General features: G+C 70.1%; 15 protein-coding genes. 8 read left to right on the top strand and 7 right to left on the bottom strand.

Annotation, left to right across the window (positions count from 1 at the left end; all coding sequences use genetic code 11):
• Window positions 1-93 precede the first annotated feature (93 nt).
• The 3 genes from OG892_RS33340 to OG892_RS33330 are packed head-to-tail and all read left to right on the top strand — an operon-like array spanning window position 94 to window position 2086.
• Window positions 94-1095 carry a glycosyltransferase family 2 protein gene (locus tag OG892_RS33340; RefSeq protein ID WP_328864782.1) on the top strand — a complete coding sequence of 334 codons (1002 nt, stop codon included), beginning with the start codon at window positions 94-96 and terminating at the stop codon, window positions 1093-1095.
• Complete coding sequence (locus OG892_RS33335) at window positions 1092-1520, top strand: GtrA family protein (protein ID WP_327339809.1); 429 nt, start codon at window positions 1092-1094, stop codon at window positions 1518-1520. Before OG892_RS33340 ends, OG892_RS33335 begins: the two co-directional genes overlap by 4 nt.
• Window positions 1521-1576: 56 nt before the next feature.
• Window positions 1577-2086 (top strand): hypothetical protein, encoded by a 510-nt coding sequence (locus OG892_RS33330; RefSeq protein WP_371631028.1) that lies wholly within the window; start codon window positions 1577-1579, stop codon window positions 2084-2086.
• A 199-nt stretch (window positions 2087-2285) separates the two neighbouring features.
• Here OG892_RS33330 and OG892_RS33325 read toward each other — a convergent pair whose 3' ends face one another.
• Both OG892_RS33325 and OG892_RS33320 read right to left on the bottom strand, forming a co-directional pair.
• Window positions 2286-3194, bottom strand: coding sequence for a 2Fe-2S iron-sulfur cluster-binding protein (locus OG892_RS33325; protein ID WP_371631027.1), 909 nt, complete (start codon window positions 3192-3194; stop codon window positions 2286-2288).
• Window positions 3195-3206: 12 nt separating this feature from the next.
• The gene (locus tag OG892_RS33320) at window positions 3207-3836 is read right to left on the bottom strand and encodes an MSMEG_1061 family FMN-dependent PPOX-type flavoprotein (protein WP_371631026.1); all 630 of its coding nucleotides are present in this window, start codon (window positions 3834-3836) and stop codon (window positions 3207-3209) included.
• A 156-nt stretch (window positions 3837-3992) separates the two neighbouring features.
• Between OG892_RS33320 and OG892_RS33315 the strand changes: the two genes are divergently transcribed.
• A complete protein-coding gene (locus tag OG892_RS33315) occupies window positions 3993-4610 on the top strand; it encodes a TetR/AcrR family transcriptional regulator (RefSeq protein WP_371631025.1) in 618 nt (205 codons plus the stop codon).
• 111 nt (window positions 4611-4721) lie between these two features.
• Here the strand turns inward: OG892_RS33315 and OG892_RS33310 are convergent, their stop codons facing one another.
• The 3 genes from OG892_RS33310 to OG892_RS33300 all read right to left on the bottom strand — a co-directional run bounded on the left by OG892_RS33310 (window position 4722) and on the right by OG892_RS33300 (window position 7343).
• Complete coding sequence (locus OG892_RS33310; protein WP_371631024.1) at window positions 4722-5168, bottom strand: hypothetical protein; 447 nt, start codon at window positions 5166-5168, stop codon at window positions 4722-4724.
• Window positions 5169-5259: 91 nt separating this feature from the next.
• Window positions 5260-6543 carry a PP2C family protein-serine/threonine phosphatase gene (locus tag OG892_RS33305; protein WP_371631023.1) on the bottom strand — a complete coding sequence of 428 codons (1284 nt, stop codon included), beginning with the start codon at window positions 6541-6543 and terminating at the stop codon, window positions 5260-5262.
• Entirely contained in the window at window positions 6540-7343 is an 804-nt protein-coding gene (locus OG892_RS33300) for an alpha/beta fold hydrolase (protein ID WP_371631022.1), read from the bottom strand. The genes OG892_RS33305 and OG892_RS33300 overlap by 4 nt, the downstream gene beginning before the upstream one ends.
• Before the next feature lie 213 nt (window positions 7344-7556).
• Between OG892_RS33300 and OG892_RS33295 the strand changes: the two genes are divergently transcribed.
• On the top strand, window positions 7557-7730 hold the full coding sequence (locus tag OG892_RS33295; protein WP_327339804.1) for a CsbD family protein: 174 nt from the start codon (window positions 7557-7559) through the stop codon (window positions 7728-7730).
• Window positions 7731-7920: 190 nt separating this feature from the next.
• The gene (locus OG892_RS33290; RefSeq protein WP_371631021.1) at window positions 7921-9897 is read left to right on the top strand and encodes an NB-ARC domain-containing protein; all 1977 of its coding nucleotides are present in this window, start codon (window positions 7921-7923) and stop codon (window positions 9895-9897) included.
• On the opposite strand, the gene OG892_RS33285 is transcribed toward OG892_RS33290, so the two are convergent.
• Complete coding sequence (locus OG892_RS33285) at window positions 9812-10825, bottom strand: LuxR family transcriptional regulator (RefSeq protein ID WP_371631020.1); 1014 nt, start codon at window positions 10823-10825, stop codon at window positions 9812-9814. The genes OG892_RS33290 and OG892_RS33285 overlap by 86 nt on opposite strands.
• A 202-nt stretch (window positions 10826-11027) precedes the next feature.
• Here OG892_RS33285 and OG892_RS33280 point away from each other — a divergent pair, with 202 nt between their 5' ends.
• Window positions 11028-13844 (top strand): M4 family metallopeptidase, encoded by a 2817-nt coding sequence (locus OG892_RS33280; RefSeq protein ID WP_371631019.1) that lies wholly within the window; start codon window positions 11028-11030, stop codon window positions 13842-13844.
• Between the two features lie 178 nt (window positions 13845-14022).
• The gene (locus OG892_RS33275; protein ID WP_371631018.1) at window positions 14023-15918 is read left to right on the top strand and encodes an alkyl/aryl-sulfatase; all 1896 of its coding nucleotides are present in this window, start codon (window positions 14023-14025) and stop codon (window positions 15916-15918) included.
• 66 nt (window positions 15919-15984) lie between these two features.
• Here OG892_RS33275 and OG892_RS33270 read toward each other — a convergent pair whose 3' ends face one another.
• A complete protein-coding gene (locus tag OG892_RS33270; protein ID WP_371631017.1) occupies window positions 15985-19281 on the bottom strand; it encodes a S8 family serine peptidase in 3297 nt (1098 codons plus the stop codon).
• Window positions 19282-19406: the final 125 nt, after the last annotated feature.

The raw sequence follows: 19406 nt of genomic DNA, 5'->3' as shown, positions 1-19406 counted from the left end.
GCGAAAACTGTACTCCGCGAACTGCACCCTCGTATCACTCGCTGGGAATCCGGAAGCCAGAAAGCGGTACTACTCAGCATGGAAATTGATGTCATGCGAATATCGATCGTGGTCCCCTGCTACAACGAACAGGACGTGATCGACCTCTTCGATCTGAGGATCCGGGAGGCCCTTGACGCACTCCCCGTCGACTACGAACTCTGCTATGTGGACGACGGCAGCAGCGACGGCACCCTGGGCCGGCTACGCGCGCTTGCCGCGGACCGCGAGGAGAGCACCCGGTACGTGTCCTTCAGCCGCAACTTCGGCAAGGAGGCCGGGGTTCTAGCCGGTCTGAAGGAGACCACCGGGGATGCGGTGGTGATCATGGATGCGGACCTCCAGCATCCGCCGGAGCTGATCGGGCGGATGCTGGAGCAGTTCCGCAGCGGCCATGACCAGGTCATCGCCCGGCGCACCCGAGAGGGCGACAAGCCGCTGCGCACGGCCGTGAGCCGCCTGTACTACGGGATGGTCAACACCTGGGCGGACGTCGAACTCACCGACGGGGTCGGTGACTTCCGGCTGCTGTCCCGGCGGGCGGTGGACGCACTGCTGTCAATGCCGGAATACAACAGGTTCTCCAAGGGCCTGTTCTCCTGGATCGGCTTCGACACGGTCACCTTCGACTACCGCAACGCTGCACGCGAGGCCGGCGAGACCAAGTGGCGGTTCAGCGCGTTGGTCAACTACGGCATGGACGGGCTGGTCTCGTTCAACAACCGGCCACTGCGGGTGGCGATCTACCTGGGCTTCATGCTGTCGGCGGTGGCCGCAGCGTACGCGGTAGCGGTGACGGTGCTGGCCATGATTGAGGGGCCCGACGCTCCGGGCTATGTGACGCTGCTGGTGGTCATGGTGGGGCTGGGCGGGCTGCAGATGCTGATGCTGGGGCTGATCGGCGAGTACATCGGTCGTATCTACTACGAGACGAAGCGACGCCCGCACTTCCTGGTCAAAGAGACCAACACCCCACGCGCCTCCGGGACCGCGCAGGGCGAGGGGGCGAGGACGGCGTCCCCCGCGACGGCGCCATCCCGGCTGGAAACCAGGTGAGCACACCGCGATCCGCCTACTCGCCCCAGCTCGTGCAACTCCTGTGCTTCTGCCTCGTCGGCGTGGTCAACACCGGCACCTTCTACGGCTTCTACCTCGCCCTGCACCCGTGGCTGCCCTACTTCACCGCGTACACCGCCGCATTCGCGGCGAGCATGGTCGGCTCGTTCTTCCTGAACACGTACCTCACGTACCGCACCCGACCGACGTGGAGGAAGTTCCTGCTCTTCCCTCTGACCAACTTGACGAATTACATGATCGCGGGCATCAGCGTCTACACCCTCGTGGAATGGGCGCAGATGAACGACAAGGCCGCCCCCTTGGTGGCCGCCGCGACGGCCACCCCCTTCACGTACGTCCTGTCCCGCCGCATCCTGCTCCGTCCGGACCCGGTTGGCGGACACACCAACGGGTCGAAACCGTGAGCAGGACTACCGCGGCCGGCCTGTTTTGCTGGAGAAGAAGATCGCTGCCCTGCTGCATGAACGACCCCCTTGGCAGCGACCGGCTCCTCTTCCGCACGCTCCGCGAAGCGCAGGAGCGCACCGGGCGCAGCCGCCACCTGGTCCTCACCACCGGCATCACCTTCCTCACCACGACCGGCGGCGTCTGGGACGAGAAGACCCCGGCCGACCCCGGTAACCCGCTCCATCTGCGCGCCCAGGCCGAACAGGACCTCGCCGCCGCCTACGTCACCGTCCTGCGCCGCCCCGAAGCGTTCGACGGTGAGGTCTTCATGCTCGGCGACGAGCACCAGCCCACCCTCCTCTCCGTCCAGCAGGCATGCCTGAATGCCGCCGGCTACAGCGGCGACATCTCCTTCGAGAGCGCGGACACAGGCGGCATGCTGGAAGGCTGCGCCGACCGCGACGAACTCGTCGACAGCGCCAAAGCCCGCACCGTCCTCGGCGGGCAGCCGCGCCACCCCGGAATCCTGGAGGACACTCTCACCTACTACGCGGCATGGGACCGGGCGCAGCCGCAGAACTGAACACCCCGATCTACGGGTTCCTCGACAACCTCTCCGCCCAACGGGGTCTCCGCTGGGGTGGCATGCCGCCGCCGACCGCGGCCTGCCCGGGTGAGCTGCAGGCCGCAGCCGCTGGTAGTGGCCATTTCGGGTCTTGAGGACGCGGCGCCCGTATGCGCCGAAAGCCCGACGATCGGGGTGATGGCTCCGAAGAGCCGTCCTACAGATCCAGAACCAGGCGTGGCGAAATCGAGCGGGACACACACGGGTACATCCGGCTCTCGGGTGCGCCGATGTCGTCGCGGTGTTCGGGCTCGCCGTCCAGGACGGTGAGTTCGCAGCTGCCGCAGACACCTTCGCGGCAGCCGGACGGGACCGGCCGGCCGGCGTGGTTCAGCGCGTCCAGCAACGACTTCCCGGCATCGACGTGGATCGTCTGCCCGCTTCGGCCGCACACCGCTTCGAACGCCGCGTCCGGTGCGAATTTACGCGCGGTGGGCCGGAACCTCTCGGCGTGGAGCCGTCCGGCGGGAAACGCCTCCTCGACCGAGGCGAGCATTGAGGCGGGGCCACAGCAGTAGGCCAGTGCGCGGGGACCCAGACCTGCTGCCATCGCCGCGAAATCCGGCCTGCCGTGTTCTTCGGTCGCAATGGTGGTCACCTTGTCGCCGTATGCGGCGCGTAGCTCGTCGGCGAAGGGCATGGAGGCGCGAGATCGGCCCACGTACACCAGTGTTGCGTCGGCGCCCCCGTCGGTCGCGGAGCGCAGCATCGGCCGGATGGGCGTGATGCCGATCCCGCCGGCCACGAAGAGGTACTCAGGCGCGGGTTCCAGGGGAAAGTGGTTGCGTGGCAGGGAGACTTCGAGTGTCCGACCGGGCTTCAGGAAGCGGTGCACGTACTCCGAGCCGCCCCGGCTGAGCTGTTCGAAGCGGACCGCGATGCGATACCGGTCGCGTTCCGCGGGGTCACCGCACAACGAGTACTGCCGTGTCAGCCAGTTCGGGAGGGTGAGGTCGATGTGCGCTCCCGGCCGCCACGGTGCCAGGGGCCCGGCGGCACCGCGCAGGGCCACCGCGACCACGTCGTCGGCGATCTCTTCGATCCGGTCGATAACCGTCTGCTGCATGGAAATCCCCCGTCAGTACAGCTCGCGGTAGCCCGCTTCGAGCCCCGCTTCGAGCATCACCGGATCGATGTCAACGCCGAACTGGGCAGCCGCGACCTCACCCACCGACGGAAGCTCGTCGGCCAGCGCCTGGCTCGCGGGGTCCCACAGCCGGGACCGGATCAGTGCGCGACCACAGTGGAAGTACGCCTCGTCCACCTCGACAACGATGGCCAGGACGGGTTCGCGCGCCTCGGTCTGCATCCGGGCGAGCACATCGGGCTCGTCGGTGGGATAGCCGCGCCCATTGACCCGCAGCGTTTCCCGGGCGCCGGGGATCAGGAAGAGCAGCCCGACCCCGTCGTGCTCGGCGAGGTTGGTGAAGGAGTCGGCGATCTTGTTGCCGGGGCGGTCGGGAATGGCGAGCGTGTGCTCGTCGAGCACCTTCACAAAGCCCGGGTAGTCGCCGCGGGGCGAGCAGTCCAGTTGTCCGTCCGCGCTGGAGGTGGCCAGCGCCAGGAACGGGGAATGCGCTATGAAGCGGCGGGAGAAGGCATCGATGTGGTCCTGCTTCTTCTCCTTGAGCATCGCCTCGGGCTCGCCCAGCCGGGCACGGACCTCGGCGGGTGCCACACGGCGCGGCCGGACGCGGGTATGCGTCATAGCGGACTCCTTTCGGATTCGTCCTGGGTGGGATACACGGGGACGCGCAGTCGGCGCGGCGGGAGAAATTCGGCTCAGCCGCAGGTCATGGCACTATTATGAGCAATTATTCAGTTCACGCGCTACTCGCTTTGGCGCCGCTTCGAAAGGGGTGTCATGACGTCGGGGAAACAACGGCTTCAGCCACGTAAACAGCCACTCCAGGCGCGCGCCGAGCTCACCCGGCAGCGCATCCTCAACGCGGCTGCTCACGTTTTCGCCGAGCACGGCTACGCCGCGGGCACCACCAACCGGATCGCCGAACAGGCCAGGGTCTCGATCGGTTCGCTGTACCAGTACTACCCGAACAAGGACGCGATCCTGGCCGAACTGGTGACCCGGCACCTCGACGCCGGCGCCGCGGCCATGAGCCGCCGCCGCAACGGCGCCCTGCCGGAGTCGCTGGAAGCGGTCATCCGCCTGTTCGTGCGCGCATCGATCGAGAATCACCTGGAGGATCCGCACCTGCTGCGCGTCATGATGGAACAACCACCGCTGTCGGCCGCCCTGCTGGAGAGGATCGCCCGGTTCCACGAGGCGGACGTCGAGTACGTCCAGGAGCTGTTCGAGCGCCACCCGGAGGTCCGGGTAGCCGACACCCCAATGGCGGCACGGGTCGCGGTGTCGGCGATCGAGTTCATCGTGCACCCGCTCGTGGCCGAGCCCGGCCCGGTCGACCCCACCAGGCTGGAGAACGAACTCGTGGCGATGCTGACCCGCTATTTGCGGGGCTGAGCAAGACGACGGCGACCAGTGCCCCACCGTCAGGTCTCGCCCTACCGATCACTGGCCGACAACCTGGACCCGTATCAATCCGGCCGCCCCGCCAGGTCATAACCTCACCGTTTATGTGAGCCACCACATCTGCCTCATCAACAGCCCTTCATCTGCGGGCAGATCACCAGTGTGAGTGGTCCAAGGGTGCGGAGAAGGCGCCCGCGCTTCGGCTCCGGGATGGTGGACACATCTGGAGCCAGCGAGGTACTCGAAGAGGGGCGGGGCAGTGCCGTGACCGCGGATCTGTGTGCGACGAGCCGAGCCCGCTCGGAGAGCTGCCGAGGTGCTGTTGATCCAGTGGCAGTACTCGACCGTGTACGTGGCGAGGTTCCGGGCCCAGGGCGGCAGCGCCATCCAGTCCTCGGCGAGGAGCTCCCGGAGCATGGTGAGGATCTCGTCGGCCGTCGCGAAGGTGAGCTCTTCGATAAAATCACGGCCCGCTTCGCTGATCTGCCGGCTTTCGGCGCTGTCGATCGCCTGGCTCAGGCTCCTGGCGGCGAGCGTCGGATCGGGCATCTCGCGCTTCTCCTGACAGGTTTTCCCGGCGCTCGGGAGGGCTCCAGTACGGGACCGGTGCAAGCGACTCGGGAGGTGGTAGTCAGCGGGCTCATGTCAGGTCTTCACTCGCAGGGTCGGGGCGAGAGGGGACGCCGAGCGCGAGGAGTGCGGTGTCGTCGTCGAGTCCGTCATCGAAGGAGGCGAGGAGCGCGCTGAGAGCGGTGATCAGGGCCTGCGGGCCGGCGGCGGGGCGGGCGGCGGCGAAGGCGCGGAGAGCCTCGTCGCCATACAGTTCGCGCCGGGGGCCGATGCGGGCCTCTGTCAGGCCGTCGGAGTACAGCAGCAGCGTGTCGCCCGGCATCAGCCGGGTGCGGGCGGACGTGAAGTGCGCCGTGGGCAGTACACCGATCAGCATTCCCTCCGGGGTGGGCAGGAACTCCGCGGTGCCGTCCGCGCGCTGGATCAGCGCGGAGGGGTGGCCGCCGGCGGCCAGGTGCACGCCGGCGTGGTCGCCCTCCAGCTGGAGCAGTCCGTATATGGCGGTGCAGTAGCGGGGGTCGCCGCTGGTGTACCGCTCGTGCAGCACGGTGTTCAGGGTGGTCAGCACGGCCATGGGGTCGGGATCGTGGAGGGCGGCGGCCCGCAGGGTGTAGCGGGTCAGGGAAGTGACGGCGGCGGCCTGGGGGCCTTTGCCGCACACGTCTCCGAGGCAGAACGCCCACCGGTCCGCGCCTAGCTGGAACAGGTCGTAGAAGTCTCCGCCCAGCAGGTCCGGGGAGGCCGTGTGGTAGTAGGAGCCGGCCTCCAGGCCCGGAATCACGGGCAGTACGGCGGGCAGCAGGTTCTGCTGGAGAACGGCCAGGGCTTCCTGGAGCCGTGCCCGGTCGACCTCCGCCTGCCGTTGCGCGGCTTCGGCTGTCTGCCGGCGGCGCAACAGCTCGGTCTCGTACGCGCGGCGGTCACGCGCGTCGAAGACGGTGGTACGGATCAGCAACGGCTCGCCGGTATCGCTGGTTTTCACCTTCGAGGTGACCAGTACGGGCATTCGCTGCTTGTCGGCGGTTTTGATCTCCAGGGCGACGCCGCTGATCTCGCCCTGCATCTGCAGCATCGGGGCGAAATGGGTCTCGTGATAGAGTTTCCCGCCGACAGTCAGCAGATCGGAGAACCGCATCCGGCCCACGGCCTGGCCCCGCGACAGGCCCAGCCAGTCCAGCAGCGTGCTGTTGATCTTCGCGATGGTGCCATCCATCAGCGTCGACAGATAACCGCACGGAGCCTGCTCGTACAGTTCCTCCGCACTGTCTTCCAGCAGCGAGGTGAACGCCGCATCGGTGGCATCGGCGTCCTGCTGCCCGTCGGGCTCAGGAGGCGGGCCGGTGTGGCACGTCATTGGGCGACGCCGATGAAGTCAGCGATCGCCCTCGCGGTGGTCTGCGGAGCACCGAGCTGCGGGCAGTGCCCCGTCGCGTCCAGGGTAACGAGCCGGCTGCCGGGAATCGCGTGGTGCACGTAGGCGCCGACCTCTCGTGGAGCGATCATGTCCTGCTGGCACTCCAGTACCAGCGTGGGGACGGTAACCGTCTTGAGGTCGGAACGGCTGTCGGACAGGAACGTCGTCCGGGCGAAGACCCGGGCCATCTCCGGGTCGGTCGCGCAGAACGAGGTTGCCAGCTCTTGGCCGAGTTCCGGCCGCTCCGCGTTCCCCATGATCATCGGGGCCATCGCCGAGGACCAGCCCAGGTAGTTCGACTCCAGCGACTCCAGCAGCTCGTCGATGTCGTCCGCGCTGAACCCGCCCCGGTAACCGTCCTCGTCGATGTAACGGGGCGACGGGGCGACCATCACCAGCCGGGAGAACCGATGCGGCGCTTTCGCCACGGCGAGCACCCCGATCATCGCACTGACCGAATGCCCCACGAAGGTGACGTCGCGCAGGTCCAGCTCCTCACAGATCTCCAGCACGTCCAGCGCGTACCCCTCCAGCGAGCTGTAGCGCTGCTCACGCCATGCCGAAGGGTCGGAGCGGCCCGATCCCACGTAATCGAACAGCACCAACCGGTAGTCCTCGGCCAGCTCAGACACCACAAAGCGCCACATGTTCTGGTCGCAGCCGAACCCGTGCGCGAGCAGGAGGACCGGACCGTCCGCACGGCCCACGACGGTGACGTTGTTTCTGCGACGGGAATCCATTCCGGCAGTCTCCCATCACCCCGCACCGCCGTGGGGCGCGCCTGCCCTCAGGGCGCGGGCGGGAAGGACAGGGGCGCCCTCCTTCCCGCCCGCGCCACGCACACACACGGTTCTCATGAGGCGACAGAGGTATGGGGCCACGAGGTTTGGGCTGCTCCGCACGGGTCAGGCGGTGGGTGTCCCTGAAGTCGAGAACAGCAAGGTGTGAGTGACATGGCTGCCAACGAGAAGACCCAGGCCAAGACCGAGCAGGCCAAGGGAAAGATCAAGGAAGCCGCCGGGCGCACCGTGGACAACGAGCGTCTTACCGCCGAAGGCCGCGCCGACCAGGCCAAGGGCGACGCTCGCGAGGCCAAGGAGAAGACGAAGGACGCCTTCAAGCACTGACGCGCTGCCGCGCCCTTCGGCTTGCGCGATGTGTATGGCCCGGCATACGTGCCGGGCCGTACACCTGCCCGGAGCCAGGGTGCGGGCCCGTCCACCCTTCGGCCCTCGTACGCCGTCGGCCTGCCGCCGCCGCTGTGCTTCTATAAGAGCAGCGTGAGTAGCGGAGCGGCTCGAAGGGCCGGGGTGCTAAATGCTTGACGACGCCTCCCTTTCCGCGGCGACGGCAGCGGGCGCCGCGGTTGCCGAAGCCACCACCACTGAGCAGTGGTTGTTCGTGCGCAGCTGGGCGGCGCGGTTTCTCGGCAGGGGCGATCTCCTGGCCGAGCTGGAGCATCTGAAGCGCCTGGATCTGAGCGCGGCCGCCGTACGGCAGGCCTACGACCCCGAACTGCGCGTCAGGATGGAGGCCGCCCTCCAGACGCGGTTCGAGCTGCTGCTGGAGGAGAGCACAGGTGTCGAACGCGTCGAACGCGCCGTGCAGTTGCTCCACCTCGCGCAGCTGAGCCGGAACACGTACGCCACCGTGGCGGGCGCCGCGGCCACTGGTGCGGTCTCGCCCGGCTTCGACGAAGGCGCCGGCGCGCCCGCGTCTCTGGTGGGGCGGATCCCGTCAGAGGCCACGCCGTTCCGGCTGCGGGCCGAGGCCGCCCTTCTCGACGGCCCGCCGTCGATCCATGTACTCGCCGGCTCCGCCGGAACGGGCAAGACACAGCTGGCCGCCCACATCGCCCGGCGTGCTCTGCGCGACGGTTCCGCCGACATGGTGGTGTGGGTGAACGCAGCGAGCGTGGACACGCTCATCTGCGGGTACGCCGACGCGTCGGCGGCCACCACCGAGCACGACCCCGACCAGCCGGAGCACTCCGCCGAGGCGTTCCGGTCCTGGCTGAGCTGGACCGACCGGCGCTGGCTCGTGGTGCTCGACGGGGTGCCGGACACCGTCGACCTGCACGGGCTGTGGCCGCCGGCCAGACCCAACGGGAGGGTTCTGGTCACCGCCCGCCGCGCCACGTCCCTGCCGGGCGGCAGCGGATACGTCGAGCCCGGGTCGTACCTCCCCGAGGAGGCCGCCGACCAGCTGATGCGCGAACTCCTCAGTCACGGCCGCCGGGACGACCCCCTCCACATCGCGGCCCTCGCCGCCGACCTCCGGCAGGACCCCTCCGCGCTGGCAACGGCTGCCGCCTGCATGGCACATGACGGTCTGACCTGTGCCGCCTACCGCGAGCGGCTCACCCGGCTGGCCGGACCCGGCGGTGCCGGGCCCACCCGTGACGCGGTCACCGCCGGCTGGTGGGTGGCGGTGGAGGCGGCGGACCGGCAGTGCGCGGGGCTGGCACGTCCCCTGCTGGAGCTCGCGTCCGTACTCCATCCGCACGGGGTGCCGATCGCGGTGCTCACCAGTCCTCCCGCGCTGCGCTACCTCGCGGTCCGGCGGGGGCAGCAGGCCCCCGAGGCGCCCCTGCCCGCCACGGCCAGGGAGGTACTGGACACCCTCGACGTCCTGTGCCGGCTGCGCCTGGTGGAGCTCGACAGCGGCTTGGCGCATCCGGCCGTGCGGCTGAGCACCCTGGTGCAGACGGCCGTGCGCAGAGCGGTGCCCGTCGCGAGCCCGGACGCCCTGGCCCTGAGCGCCGCCGATGCGCTGCGAGCGGTATGGCGTGCGGAGTCCGGCCGGCCCCAGTCCGCCCTCTGCCGGGCGCTGCGGTCGGGAGCGGACCTGTTGACCGGGCACGCCGGGGAGGTTCTGTGGCAATCGCACTGCCATCCGCTGCTCTTCCAGGCGGGACGCAACCTCATGGACGCCGGACTGATCCCGGCGGCCCGTATCCGCTGGGACTGGCTGCACGCCCGGCTGGACCAGCGCTTCGGACCTGATCACGCCGACACCCTCGCCGCGCGGGGATACCGGGCACGGGTGCGCGGCGCCTCGCAGGACGCGGCCGGCCGCCGCCACCAGCAAGCCAGTGGATCGCCCGGCCCCTCTCATGCCTGTCCCCCTCAGTGGATTCCGCGGGTTCGACGCCGGCGACGCGGATCAGGTTCCCCAGCCGCGCATGAAGCTGAGGCCCTGGGTGTCCTCACACCGTCAGCCATCCCCGCAGCGCCGCCTGCACCCCGGCCTGGAACCGGGTCTCCGCGTTCAGGGCCTGCATCAGGCGGGTGATGCGGCGGCGGACCGTGTGCACGTGGATGTCCAGGCGCCGGGCCATCGCCTCGTCCTTCAGGCCGGAGGCGAGCATGGTCAGCAGTTCCCGGTCGTCGTCCGTGATCCGGTCGTGCGTGACGGACCCGATGGGGACGGCCCGCTCCCAGACCGACTCGAACAGCGGGACCAGCGCGTTGCTCAGGAGCGCGTCGCTCACCACCAGGGCCGAGGCCGTCGGGTCCGCCGCGTCGGTCGGCGGCAGCAGTGTCACCCGCCGGTCCACGGTGATCAGTTTCGTCGGGAGGTCCGTGCCCACCCGTATCTGCACGCCCTGTACGGCCAGATCGCCCAGGCCCCGGGCGCGCCCCTGGAAGCTCAGCCCCTCGCGGTCCACGGCGACGCGCACCCGCACGCCGCGCCGGACCGGTTCGGCGACGTCCAGGGGCGCGGGCATCCCGTCCGGCTGGCTGGCCGCGTAGGGCGGCCGGTCCAGGAGTGCCACCTCCTCGGTGGCCGACACCAGCAGGGAGGCCACCCGGGCGCCGATCGCGGCCGCGCCCCGGACCGTCTCGATGCCGGTGGATCGGGGGGTGTTCACGGAGCTCAGGAGCTGGGCCGCGATCCGGTCGACGGAACCGGTGAGCTCCTCCAACTCTGCTGATCTGTGAAGCAGTTCAGCCTGTCGCAAGTGGATCAGATTGCGCAGGGCGGTGGATGGGGCCACCGCGAGGGGCAGCCCGGCCGTGCCTCTGGCCGGGTGGGTGAAGCTGTGCTCCGCCAGCCGGTCGAGCGCGTTGGTGACCCGGCGGACGCTGAGCCCCAGGGACTGGGCGAGGGCGGTACGGGAGGCGTGTTCGGGGACGTCGAGCAGCGCTTCGTACACCCGGAGTTCGTCCGTTCCGAGCCCGAGCGCCTGCCATTGCGTGTCCCACCCAGTCAGCCCCACTGGCTGGATTCTCGCCTGTCAATGCAGGCCACACAAGTGTGGACGTCCACAAGTGCGCACCCGGAACGCATTGTTCACACCACTGTTCCGGTACTTGCATGTCCACATCCGTTATCCGTTCATGCAGTGATGGCACCGGAGGGGCACCGTGCGGAGTTCAGCACGCAAGAGATCAGCCAGACCAGGACAGGGATCCGGCAGCATGCTCGTCGGCCAGGGCATAGCCGCGGTGCTGGCCGCCGCGGGCCTGCTGGTGACGGCGATACCGGCCGCTCACGCGGACACCGCCACCGCGTCCTCCGCGTCCGAGGTGACGCCGGGTGCCGAGACCGAGACTCCGTCCCTCGTCACCGGACTGAACGAGGAAGTGGCCGCCACCGGTACCGCGGCCGACGCCGCCCGCGGTCACCTCAAGGCCAAGAAGGGCCGCTACCACATCGCGGACACCTCGGCGAAGGACCTGGCCTCGGCCGGGACCACGACCGACAAGGGCGGCAAGGAAACGGTCCGCCTCCAGCAGAAGTACCAGGGTGTCCAGGTCCTGGGTGGCCAGTACCTGGTCCGGATGGCCAAGAAGGACGGCAAGCGCACCGTCACCGGTACGTCCGGCAACTACTTCACCAAGCTGAAGCTGGGCACGGTGACGCCGAAGATCTCCGAGAAGGCCGCGATCGAGCGTGCGATCGGAGCCGTTTCCTCGCAGTTGGGCGGCGGGCTGCTCCACGCCCCGGCGAAGGGCGAGAAGCCGGGCGCGCAGAAGCTCAGCGGCACCTCCGAGGGCCTCACGATCCTCCCGCAGGGCACCGGCGTACTGACCCGGCAGATCACCGTCACCGGCATCAGCCCGGTCGACGGGCAGCCGGTGAAGCAGCAGGTGTACATCGACGCGCACTCCGGCTTCCCGGTGATGCAGTACAGCGACATCAAGACGTTCGGCGCGACAGACACGACTGCCCCGGCCGCCGCAGGCGCCACGGGCACGGCCCCCGAGGCGTCCCCCACCGCAGCCGACGAGCTCGTCGTCAAGGGCACCGGCACCCGCTACAACGGTGAGAAGACGGAGGTGAACCTGTACAAGAACAACAAGGGCGTCTACGAGATGATCGACTACGGCAAGCGGGCCGCCGACTCGCCGTACGACGGTCCCATGCTGACGACGTACGACGCCCGCGGTCGCGAGGTCGCGGCGGCCTCCGGCCCCGACCACTGGCCCAGCGGCATCAAGACGTTCCAGTCGGCGACGCCCGAGCTCGGCGAGGACTTCACCAACTCCGGCGCCATCGACGCCCACTGGGCGGCCGGCAAGGTCTACGACTACTACAAGAACCACTTCGGCCGGGCAGGTCTGGACGGCAAGGACGGCTACATCAACTCCCTGGTCGGAGTGGTGCAGAACGGCCAGCCGTACGACAACGCCTTCTGGGACGGCGCCAAGATGGTGTACGGGCAGGGCGGCGGCGACTACCGCACGTTCTCCGCGGACACCGACGTCGTCGGCCACGAGATGACCCACGGTGTCGTCGAACACACCGCGAACCTCGTCTACGCGGGCCAGTCCGGCGCCATGAACGAGGCGCTCGCGGACTACTTCGGCAACGCCATCGACCTGGAGGCGAACAACGTCTCCATGGACGACCCGGACGCCGGTCTCCTCGGTGAGGACCTCTGCACCACGCTGAGCCCGCGCGAGTGCGCCCTGCGCGACCTCAACGACGGTGCCACCACGTCGAAGAACTTCATCGGCGCCACCTACGGCGGCGACAACGGCGGGGTGCACCTCAACTCCACGATCTTCTCCGGCGCGCTGTGGGACATGCGCGAGGACCTCGGCAGCGACCTCGCCGACAAGATCGTCTACCGCGCGCTGTCCGCGTACATGACCCCGCTGGACGGCTTCACCGAGGGCCGCGCCGCGGTCATCGCCGCCGCGCAGGAACTGGGTGTCACCAAGGCCCAGCTGAAGACCGTGAAGAAGTCGTTCGACGCGCACGGCATCGTCCCGGGCTGGGAGAAGGCCCTCGGCGTCGACACCGACACGATCCTGAACAAGGTCAACGTGGCCGGTACCGGCGTGGGCGCGGGCGGCGGCAAGTACGCCGTCTCCAACTCCAACGAGGACGGCAGCGAGCCGTACTCGGTGTGGCTGGGCAACACGACCGGCAAGGGTCAGCCGCAGCTGATGAGCGCCAACAACGGCGACTACAACGTCTACGCGAACACCGACGGCAAGACGGTGGTGTGGGCCGACTACAGCAGCAAGGGCATCTACATCATGGCGCGCCCGGTCAAGGGCGGCCCCGCCAAGGTGGTAGACGGCATCGGCAGCGACGTCTCCGGCCTCGTCGTGGACGGCGACTGGGTCGCCTACACCGCCTACAACCCGCAGTTCGGGGTCACGAACGTCCGCTACGTCAACATGAAGACCGGCCAGACCGGCCTGGTCGACGACGGCCGTCCGTACAACGTCTCGGGCCTGTCCTCCATCAAGGACGGCAAGATCGCCTACGCCAAGGTCGCACCTGACGCCGGCGGCAACTTCCAGCTCGGCGTGGAGGTCTTCGACGCGGCGACCGGCGCCAAGACGCAGATGCCCACCCCCGACAACGTCTGGGGCATCGGCCAGACCGCGATCACCGACGACGGTGTCTTCTGGATCGAGGACAACGACGGCACCGACGGCGGCAAGGCCGCGGTGCGCCGCGCGGACCTCGACGGCTCGGACCCGGTCACCGTCACCCCCGAGGCGGGTGACGGCTCCCTCTACGCCTACACGCTGACGGCCTCGGACGACGCGGTCAGCATCACGTCCACCCCGCCGGCCACGTGGTGGGCCAACGACACGATGGCGAAGCTGTACCAGGTCGCGCCCGACGGCAAGGGCGGCCCGCAGCGGATGTCCTGCAACCGTGGCGAGCAGGCGTTCGGCGTGGCCGACGAGGGCCGGCGCGTCCTGTGGCTGGACGGTACGACCGGCTACACCAACCTCGTGAAGCGGGACCGCCCGGCGGGCCGGTGCTGATCGGGGACTGACACAGCAGGGAGAGGCGGCCGGGCTTTGGGGAGCCCGGCCGCCTCTCCCTGTGTGCCCGTGTGTATGCCGTTCGGAGTAGCTCTGCTGGCAGCGGGCCGCTGCCGGGGCAACGCTGGCGGGCAGGGCAGTCGACGGGGTGCCTCAGTCTGTCGCGAGGGAGCGCTCCATGTCCGGGAATCCGCAGTCCAAGCCTGCTCAGTCCTCGATCAGCCGGGCCAACGAGGATGTTCTGGGCCGGTTCCCGTTCGATGACACCAAGGACATGGACGACGCGCGGCGCGGGTTCATGGGAACGGCGCAGAGCAGCGAGATCGCCGGGGCCGACGGAACGGCCGTCTGGGATCTCGACGCCTACGGGTTCCTGGCCCAGGACTGCCCGTCCACCGTCAATCCGAGCCTGTGGCGGCAGGGCCGTCTGGTCTCCGAGCACGGACTGTTCGAGGTCGTGGAGGGCGTCTACCAGATCCGCGGATTCGACCTGTCGAACATGACGGTGGTCGAGGGCGAGCGCGGCGTCCTGGTGATCGACCCGCTGATCTCCTCCGAGACGGCCGCCGCGGCGCTCGCGCTCTACCGCAGCCACCGTGGAGAGCGCCCGGTCACCGCGGTGCTGTACACGCACAGTCATGTCGACCACTTCGGCGGCGTGAAGGGCGTGATCACGGAGGAGGACGTCGCCGGGGGCGTGCCCGTGATCGCGCCGGAGGGCTTCCTGGAGCACGCGGTCAGCGAGAACGTGTACGCGGGCACGGCGATGGCACGCCGCTCCGCCTATATGTACGGGGCCGCCCTGCCCAAGGGCCCGCAGGGGCAGATCGGCGCGGGTCTGGGACAGACGACCTCGACGGGATCGGTCGGCCTGATCCCGCCGACGCTCGACATCACCCGGACCGGGCAGACGGAGACCGTCGACGGCATCCGCATGGTCTTCCAGCTCACCCCCGGCACCGAGGCCCCGTCCGAGCTGAACATCCACTTCCCCGACCACGCGGCGCTGTGCCTCGCCGAGAACGCGACCCACAACCTGCACAACCTGCTGACCCTCCGGGGCGCGGAGGTCCGTGACCCGCGGGTCTGGGCCCTGTATCTGACCGAGGCGATCACGCTGTTCGGGGACTCCACCGATGTCGCCTTCGCCTCCCACCACTGGCCCGTGTGGGGACGGGAGAAGGCCCAGCGCTTCCTCTCCGAACAGCGCGACCTGTACGCCTATCTGCACGACCAGACACTGCGGATGATCAACCAGGGAATGACACCGCTGGAGATCGCCGAGACCATCGAAATGCCTCCGGCGCTGGAGCGGGCCTGGCACACCCACGGCTACTACGGCTCCGTCAGTCACAACACCAAGGCCGTCTACCAGCGGTACATGGGCTGGTTCGACGGAAACCCGGCCCACCTGTGGGAACACCCGCCCATCGAGGCGTCGAAGCGGTATGTCGACTTCATGGGCGGCGCCGACGAGGTGGTGCGCCGGGCACGCGAGGCCTTCGACGCGGGCGACTTCCGCTGGGTCGCGCAGGTCGTGAACCACGTCGTCTTCGCGGACCCGACCCATGCGGAGGCCCTCGCTCTGCAGGCGGACGCGCTGGAGCAGCTGGGGTACGGCAGCGAGAACGGCACCTGGCGCAACTTCTACCTGACGGGCGCGCTGGAACTGCGCCTGGGCCCGGTCGGGTCGCCGACCGTCACCGCGTCCCCGGACTTCCTCAGAGTCCTCTCGCTGGACCAGCTCTTCGACGCGTTGTCCATCCGGGTCGACGGTCCTCGCAGCTGGGACGCGGACATCACCGTGCGCTGGAACGTGGCGGGCGGGGAGCCCGTCACGCTGCGGCTGCACAACGGTGTGCTCACCCACGTGTCCGGGACCGGCCCTGCGGCGCACGCACCGGACGTCGAGGTGGCTCTGGACGAGGCCGCTCTGCGCGCCGTCCTGCTGGGCAGCCTCCCCCCGTCGGAACTCCCGGGACGCGCCACCATCACCGGTGACGCCGCGAAGATCACCGAGCTCCTCGGCCACCTCAGCGCCCCGGACCCGGACTTCGCCATCGTCACGCCCTGAGCACCGCCCGTTCCGGGCCGAGTGGACCGGGCCCCCTGAGGGGGTCCGGTCCACTCACGTTCCGCTCTACCGGCGGGCCTTGTTGACCTGGTAGGCGCGGGTGACGGTCTGCTCGACCGCGCTGCCGTCGCTCGCCGCGACGGTGGCCCGCAGGGTCGCGTACGCGGCGCCCGCGGGGGCGGTCAGGTCGGCGTGCGCGGGCGTGCCGTGCCGGCCCTCGGTGAGCTCGGCCGCGTGCCAGGTGACGCCGTCGTCCCAGCTGACCTCCAGCCGTGCGGGGGCGACCGTGGCTTCGACGGCGCCCGGTGCGCGCTGGACCGCCACGTCCACCCGGGTCCGGGCGTGGCGGGGTGCGCCGCCGGAGGCGTCGAGGCCGTGCGGGGTGAACCGGACGGCCATGAGCGGCAGGATCGTCCCGGCGCCGTCGTCGGTGTCCGAGTCGAAGCTCCACGCGGACTGGACGCGGGTCGACACGGTGGCGTAGGGCTGGTCGCGGCTGATGTCCGCGTCGAGCGTGTAGCGGCCGGGGCCCGCCGGAACCGGGATGGTCCTGGCGCTGCCGATGGCATTCCACGCACTCACCCGCTGGCCGTCCCTGGCCAGGGTCAGGGTGCCCGAAGCGCCCCAGTCGGTCCCGCCCCGGCTGCCGTCGCCGTCGGTGAACCAGGGCGTGCCGGCCCAGACCACGGAGTCGCCGGTCCGGTAGGCGGGCGCGGCCGGGAGCCCCGGTCCGACCACCGCGGCTGCGAAGTCCAGGCGGTTCAGCGCGCGCGGGCCGAACGCCTGCGCCGAGGTCGCGAGGGACTGCCGCCCGGCGACCGAGGCCCGGTCCAGCCATTCGCCCGGGGTGCGGTAGTCCCGCACGGTCGAGGGGAAGCCGACCTGCTGGTCGACGAAGAGCGGGAGCAGGACGTCGTCGTCCGGGGTGGCCCCGGCGGTACCGGCGGCGGGGGCGCCCTGGGCGTTGAAGTGGACCTGTACGTCGGTCAGTTCGCGGCGCTGGACGGAGAAGGCGGGCCGGGCCGGGACACCGTCGTGCCAGGTGCGGGCCACATGGTAGAAGAACGGGCTGGGCGACTGCGACGAGGCGCCCTCGGCCGCGAACACGGCGAACGTACGGTACGTGGCGTCCGCCTCCGCGAACGGCGTCGCGAACAGCGACTGTCCGGCGCGCTCACCGGTGGTGACGACGCTCAGGGTGTACGTGCCGGTGCCGGCGGGCAGCGCGAGCGCGGCCTGTACGGCCGTGGCGTGGGCCGCGCGGTCGTGCACGTCCGCCCGGACCGGAGCGGCGGTGCGGGCGTCGAGGTCGACCGTGGTGTCCGCGACGGGGGTGACGGACGTGGCGGCCATGGTGGTGGTGCGTTCCGTGCCGGTGCCGCTGTTGATCGTCATGCCGATCCAGTACTGCGCCTCGGGCACGGGCACCGTCGCGGTGCCCTCGTTGATCCGGACCGGGTAGCGGTCGCCGGTCCAGCGGTTGACGACCAGGGCGGTTCCGGTGGCCGGGGCGCCGTCACGCTGCTCCGCGTGGAGCGTCAACTGGTGGGTCGGGATGGTGCTGTTGACGCCGAGGATCGTACGGGTGACGGTCTTGCCGGCCTGCGAGGCGGTGAGGACCGCGGACCACGGGCCGTGCGGCAACAGGGTGGCGCGGGTGGTGACGGTCGCGGTCGCGGTGGAGTGCGCGGGGACGGTGACCTGGTCGCGGTCGACGGAGAACTGCTCGGCGTTGCCCGGCTGCGCGGTGGGCGACAGCGGCTTGTCGAGGGCGAGGGAGAGCGTCGTCTCGCTGTCGCCGGAGTTGCTGAAGGTGACGGTGTGCTCGGTGTCGCTGCCCGCGCCGTCGGACCAGCCGGGCGTCGTCGTCAGGTTGGCGGGAGAGGCGAGGACCGTCTGCCGGACTGCGCGGCCCGCGTCCACCCGGCCGGTGCCCTGCTGGTAGGCGGCGCGCTTCGGGTTCGGCTCGGCACTGTTCATGAGCGCGGTCTTGATCTGCTCGCCGTTCCAGCCGGGGTGCGCCTGCGCGACGAGTGCGGCGGAGCCGGCCACGTGCGGCGTGGCCATCGACGTGCCGCTCTTGGCGGTGTGGCCGCCGCCCGCCTTCGCCGCGACGATACCGACGCCGGGCGCGGTGATGTCGGGCTTCACCGCGTTGTCGCTCGGGCGTGGGCCCCGGCTGGAGAACGCGGCCAGTTCGTCGTCGGCGTCGACCGCGCCCACGGCCAGGGCGGCGTTCGCGATGGCGGGCGCGCCGACCGTGGAGCTCCCGTACTCGCCGTCGTTGCCGGCGGCGACGACGAAGAGCGTGCCGGTGCTCGCCGACAGGTCGTTGATGACCGCGACCGCCGGGTCCGTCTCGTCGGCGGGGCCGCCCAGGCTCAGGTTGACGACCTTGGCGTGGACGGTGTTGACGGCCCAGTCGATACCGGCGAGGAGCGCGGAGGTGGGGCAGGAGCCGGTGCTGTCGCAGACCTTGCCGACCGCGAGCGAGGCGTCGGGGGCCACACCCCGGTAGGTGCTGTCGACGCCGGCGATGGTGGAGGCCACGTGGGTGCCGTGGCCGTTGTCGTCCTCCGCGGTGTCGCCGCCGAGGAAGTTGGACGAGACCGTCACCCGGCCCGCCAGGTCCGGATGGTCGGAGTCGTAGCCGCTGTCGAGGACGGCGACCGTGACCCCCTTGCCGGTGTAGCCGTCCTCCCAGGCCTGGGGCGCGTTGATCTGGGGGACGCTCCTGTCCAGGGCGACGTGCATCCGGCCGTCCAGCCACAGCTTGTCCGCACCGCCCGTGAGCGAGCGGCCGTTCCCGGCGGTCAGCCGCTTCCACGTGCCGACCGCGTCGGTGCCGTCGTGCGGGGCGAGTCCGGTCAGGCCGAGACGGGGAATCGCGCGCCCGGGACGGGCCGCCCCGCCTGCCGCGTCGCGTGCTCTGCTCGCTGCGCCCGCGCCCTTGGCGTGCTGGACGATCATCCGCACGGCGCCGGGGGCGCCGACGCCCTTCGTGCCGTATCCGGCGTCCAGCAGGGCCTTCACGTCGAAGAAGCGGGGGTCGAGCCGGCCCGCGGCGAGCAGCGGCTCGGCGTCAGAGGGCACGACGCTGACGTCGCCGCTCCCCACGGAACCGGTGGTGAAGGTGACGTTCTTCCGGCCGGGTCCGGGGGTGACGGTGGCCGAGCCGATCCGGGCACCGGTGCGTTCGACCGTCACGGTGTCGCCGGTGGGCAGCGGCACGGTGAACGTGGTGGCCGCCGGCGTACGGGGTTCGGTGGCCGGTCCGGCCGGGTCCGCCGCGTGGGCGGCGGTGGCGGCGGGTATGAGCGCTGCCAGCATGCCGGCAGCGGCCACGATGGATCTGACGTGCACGAGAACCCCCAAGGGTCGCGGAGCGAGGACGTGCGGAAATCCTGGTATCGCCGGGGACATCAACCAGGTTTGTGCGGTGGCGACTTGACGACTCGGAACCGTCACGGGAGAGGGGCAGGCTCCGC

The sequence above is a fragment of the Streptomyces sp. NBC_00341 genome, from assembly GCF_041435055.1.
In the GTDB taxonomy this organism is placed as follows: Bacteria; Actinomycetota; Actinomycetes; order Streptomycetales; family Streptomycetaceae; genus Streptomyces.
Note: the sequence above shows the minus strand (reverse complement) of the source record. Positions and strands in the feature narration are given on the sequence as shown.

What these genes read in the sequence shown, in the direction of transcription:
- OG892_RS33340 (WP_328864782.1), top strand. Translation starts at nt 94, where the DNA reads ATGCGAATATCGATCGTGGTCCCCTGCTACAACGAACAGGACGTGATC.
- OG892_RS33330 (WP_371631028.1), top strand. Translation starts at nt 1,577, where the DNA reads ATGAACGACCCCCTTGGCAGCGACCGGCTCCTCTTCCGCACGCTCCGC.
- OG892_RS33325 (WP_371631027.1), bottom strand. Translation starts at nt 3,194, where the DNA reads ATGCAGCAGACGGTTATCGACCGGATCGAAGAGATCGCCGACGACGTG.
- OG892_RS33320 (WP_371631026.1), bottom strand. Translation starts at nt 3,836, where the DNA reads ATGACGCATACCCGCGTCCGGCCGCGCCGTGTGGCACCCGCCGAGGTC.
- OG892_RS33315 (WP_371631025.1), top strand. Translation starts at nt 3,993, where the DNA reads ATGACGTCGGGGAAACAACGGCTTCAGCCACGTAAACAGCCACTCCAG.
- OG892_RS33310 (WP_371631024.1), bottom strand. Translation starts at nt 5,168, where the DNA reads ATGCCCGATCCGACGCTCGCCGCCAGGAGCCTGAGCCAGGCGATCGAC.
- OG892_RS33305 (WP_371631023.1), bottom strand. Translation starts at nt 6,543, where the DNA reads ATGACGTGCCACACCGGCCCGCCTCCTGAGCCCGACGGGCAGCAGGAC.
- OG892_RS33300 (WP_371631022.1), bottom strand. Translation starts at nt 7,343, where the DNA reads ATGGATTCCCGTCGCAGAAACAACGTCACCGTCGTGGGCCGTGCGGAC.
- OG892_RS33295 (WP_327339804.1), top strand. Translation starts at nt 7,557, where the DNA reads ATGGCTGCCAACGAGAAGACCCAGGCCAAGACCGAGCAGGCCAAGGGA.
- OG892_RS33290 (WP_371631021.1), top strand. Translation starts at nt 7,921, where the DNA reads ATGCTTGACGACGCCTCCCTTTCCGCGGCGACGGCAGCGGGCGCCGCG.
- OG892_RS33280 (WP_371631019.1), top strand. Translation starts at nt 11,028, where the DNA reads ATGCTCGTCGGCCAGGGCATAGCCGCGGTGCTGGCCGCCGCGGGCCTG.
- OG892_RS33275 (WP_371631018.1), top strand. Translation starts at nt 14,023, where the DNA reads ATGTCCGGGAATCCGCAGTCCAAGCCTGCTCAGTCCTCGATCAGCCGG.